This window comes from Micromonospora sp. MH33 (assembly GCF_003013775.1).
In the GTDB taxonomy this organism is placed as follows: Bacteria; Actinomycetota; Actinomycetes; order Mycobacteriales; family Micromonosporaceae; genus Micromonospora; species Micromonospora fulviviridis.
Genome location: NZ_MUYZ01000456.1, coordinates 1 through 3,593, shown reverse-complemented (window position 1 = coordinate 3,593; position 3,593 = coordinate 1). Strand labels below are relative to the sequence as shown.

Genomic DNA, 3,593 nt, shown 5'->3' with positions numbered 1-3,593 from the left:
GGGGTGGCCCGTCCCGCACCAGCAGCACGGCGCTCCCCACCCGCAGCCCGCGCCCGGCTGGCCGGCCGCGCCGCCGGCGTACCCCGGTGGGGTCGGGCCGGCGCAGCCGCCGCCGACGGCGAAGCGGATCCCGGAGGACCTGCCGTTCGTGGTCCGGCCGAGCCTGGGCAAGCGGGCGCTGACCCTCGGGTTGGTGACCCTGGTGATCGGCCTGGTGATCGCCTGCCCGATCGGCCTGGCCGCGTCGTCCGAGGACGGCGGCGTCGGCCTGCTCTTCATCATCCCGGTGGTGATGATCTTCTTCGCCGTGCCGGTCGGCCTCCAGCTCTGGCTGGTCTCCTCCGGCGGCCCGGTGCTCGCGGTCGGGCCCGCCGGGCTGTGGATCAAGACGCGGCCGACCCGGGGGCAGGCGATCTGGCTGCCGTGGGAGGCGATCGACCGGATCTACCTGCGGCGGTGGGCGCTGGAGAAGATGCTCTGCGTCAAGCCGCGCGACCCGCGGGTCGGCAGCGGGCTGGGCGCGTTCACCGCGCTCGACTCCGGGATGCAGCAGGCTTTCTTCGGCACCGGCTTCACCGCCACGGTCAACCACGCCGACCGGGGCGAGGACGAGATCATGCGAGCCGTGGTCGGATACGCGGCCGGTCGCTGCCGGGTGGGCTGAGCCCGGCGCGGCACAGATGGCTGTGCATTACCGCACACCGTGCACCCGCTCGGTTGCCGCCGGTTCCCATCTCGTTAGGCTGCGGCAAATGACCTGTCTCATCTGATGACAGGCGTCAAACTGATTTTCCAACGCTGGTGGCGGCGCGACGGCGCGCCGCGGAGACGGGACGGGACGCGCAATCGTGGACCTGTACGAGTACCAGGGGCGGGACCTGTTCGAGCGGCACGGCTTGCCCGTGCTCGCCGGCGGCGTCGCCACTACCCCGGAGGAGGCCCGCGCGATCGCCGAGCGCCTCGGCGGCCGGGTGGTCGTCAAGGCGCAGGTGAAGGTCGGCGGCCGCGGCAAGGCCGGCGGCGTGAAGCTGGCCGAGGGCGCGGAGGAGACGGTGGCCCGCGCCACCGACATCCTCGGCATGGACATCAAGGGTCACACGGTCCACAAGGTCATGATCACCGTGACCGCGGACGTGGCCGAGGAGTACTACTTCTCGTACCTGCTCGACCGGGCGAACCGCACCTTCCTCTGCATCGCCAGCGTGGCCGGCGGCATGGACATCGAGCAGGTCGCCGCCGAGACTCCCGAGAAGGTCGTCAAGGCCCCGATCGACGCGAACACCGGCGTGGACGAGGCCAAGGCGCGCGAGATCGTGAGCGCGGCCGGCTTCCCGGCCGAGGTCGCCGACCAGGTGGTCGAGGTCGCGGTCAAGCTGTGGCAGGCGTTCGTCGCCGAGGACGCCACGCTGGTCGAGGTGAACCCGCTGGCCACGACCAAGGACGGCAAGCTGCTGCTGCTGGACGCCAAGGTCACCCTCGACGAGAACGCCGCGTTCCGGCACCCGGATCACGAGGCCCTGGTCGACCAGGCGTCGGTGGACCCGCTGGAGCAGGCCGCCAAGGAGAAGGACCTCAACTACGTCAAGCTCGACGGCGAGGTCGGCATCATCGGCAACGGCGCGGGCCTGGTCATGTCCACCCTCGACGTGGTCGCGTACGCCGGTGAGCGGCACGGCGGCGTGAAGCCGGCCAACTTCCTCGACATCGGCGGCGGTGCGAGCGCCGAGGTGATGGCGAACGGCCTGGAGATTGTGCTCTCCGACCCGTCGGTGAAGAGCGTCTTCGTCAACGTCTTCGGCGGCATCACCGCCTGCGACGCGGTCGCCAACGGCATCGTGCAGGCGCTGGCGCTGCTCGAGCAGCGCGGCGAGAAGGCCACCAAGCCGCTCGTCGTCCGCCTCGACGGCAACAACGCCGAGGCCGGTCGGGCGATCCTCGACGGCGCGAACAACCCGCTGATCCAGCGGGTCGACACCATGGACGGCGCGGCCGAGCGGGCCGCCGAGCTGGCAGCTGCGGGGGTCTGACAATGGCTATCTGGCTGACCAAGGACTCCAAGGTCATCGTGCAGGGGATGACCGGTTCCGAGGGTTCCAAGCACACCCGGCGGATGCTCGCTGCCGGCACCAACGTCGTCGGCGGCGTCAACCCGCGCAAGGCGGGCCAGAAGGTCGACTTCGACGGCGCCGAGCTGCCGGTCTTCGCGTCCGTCGCGGACGCCATGAAGGAGACCGGGGCGGATGTCACGGTCATCTTCGTGCCGCCGCAGTTCACCAAGGCCGCGGTGGTCGAGGCGATCGACGCCGGCATCGACCTGGCCGTGGTGATCACCGAGGGCGTGCCGGTGCACGACACCGCCGCGTTCTGGGCGTACAACGTGACCAAGGGTGAGCGGACCCGGATCATCGGCCCGAACTGCCCGGGCATCGCCTCGCCGGGCGCCTCCAACGCCGGCATCATCCCGGCCGACATCACCGGCTCCGGCCGCATCGGCCTGGTCAGCAAGAGCGGCACGCTGACCTACCAGATGATGTACGAGCTGCGCGACATCGGCTTCTCCACCTGTGTCGGCATCGGCGGTGACCCGATCATCGGCACCACCCACATCGACGCTCTGGCCGCCTTCGAGGCGGACCCGGAGACCGACGCGATCGTCATGATCGGTGAGATCGGCGGCGACGCCGAGGAGCGGGCGGCCGAGTTCATCAAGGCCAACGTCACCAAGCCGGTGGTCGGCTACATTGCCGGCTTCACCGCCCCGCCTGGCAAGACCATGGGCCACGCCGGCGCGATCATCTCCGGCTCGGCGGGCACCGCCGACGCCAAGAAGGCCGCGCTGGAGGCGGTCGGCGTGAAGGTCGGCAAGACCCCGACCGAGACCGCCAAGCTGATGCGGGAGATCATGTCCGGCCGCTGAGCGGTCCCGTGACGTGCCGAGGGGGTCGACCGGATCCGGTCGGCCCCCTCATTCCTCCTACCGGTACCAGTAGGGGGTGTAGTAGTGGCCCCGGGCCCGGATGATGGCGCTGGCGATGATGTTGATGACGCCGAACGCGATGGCCAGCCAGCCGAGCAGCGGGGACTTGCCGAAGCGCTTCGCGTCCCGGATCGACAGGTAGCCGAAGACGATGCCGAGGATGCCGCAGCAGAGCAGGCCGGTGATGATCCCCAGGATGCCCCAGAGGGTGGTCCGGTCCCGGCCGGCGGCCGGTGGCGGCGGGGGCGGCGGATACGGAGCGTTCACGGCTTCCTCCGAGCGGTCGGTGCCGCGACAGGAAAGGTCGCGTCCTGGGCCGAGGCTAAACCGGATCGGGGCCCCCGAGCCGGTGGATCAGGGAACTCGCCGCCGTCCCGCGGCGGTATCGGACTGCCGTCGCCCGCGCGGCATGCCAGAGTAGAGCCTGATGTCACGCGTCACCCCTGACCAGCCCCGCCGCCCCGCCGCCGAGCCCCGCTGCCCGTAGCCGCCGGGGTGGCGGCCCTCTGGGCCGCCGTGACGTCCTGGCTGCCGGTCACCCTTGTGCTCGGCCTGGCCCAGCTCAGCGAGGACGCCGGCTCGCTGTCCGGCGCGCTCCGCGCCGGCCTGGTCGGCT

Annotated in this window: 3 protein-coding genes and 1 pseudogene; 3 read left to right on the top strand and 1 reads right to left on the bottom strand. The window is 71.2% G+C overall.

The features are described 5' to 3' along the window. The 3 genes and pseudogenes from B0E53_RS38175 to sucD form a co-directional block, all read left to right on the top strand. Positions 1–664, top strand: a pseudogene (locus B0E53_RS38175) (hypothetical protein); the annotation flags it as partial. 184 nt (positions 665–848) lie between these two features. Next, on the top strand, positions 849–2,027 hold the full coding sequence (gene sucC / locus B0E53_RS34305; RefSeq protein ID WP_091318213.1) for an ADP-forming succinate--CoA ligase subunit beta: 1,179 nt from the start codon (positions 849–851) through the stop codon (positions 2,025–2,027). 2 nt (positions 2,028–2,029) lie between these two features. Then, complete coding sequence (sucD, locus tag B0E53_RS34300) at positions 2,030–2,917, top strand: succinate--CoA ligase subunit alpha (protein WP_107079697.1); 888 nt, start codon at positions 2,030–2,032, stop codon at positions 2,915–2,917. Between the two features lie 57 nt (positions 2,918–2,974). Here sucD and B0E53_RS34295 read toward each other — a convergent pair whose 3' ends face one another. After that, complete coding sequence (locus B0E53_RS34295) at positions 2,975–3,244, bottom strand: hypothetical protein (protein WP_107079696.1); 270 nt, start codon at positions 3,242–3,244, stop codon at positions 2,975–2,977. Positions 3,245–3,593 lie beyond the last annotated feature (349 nt).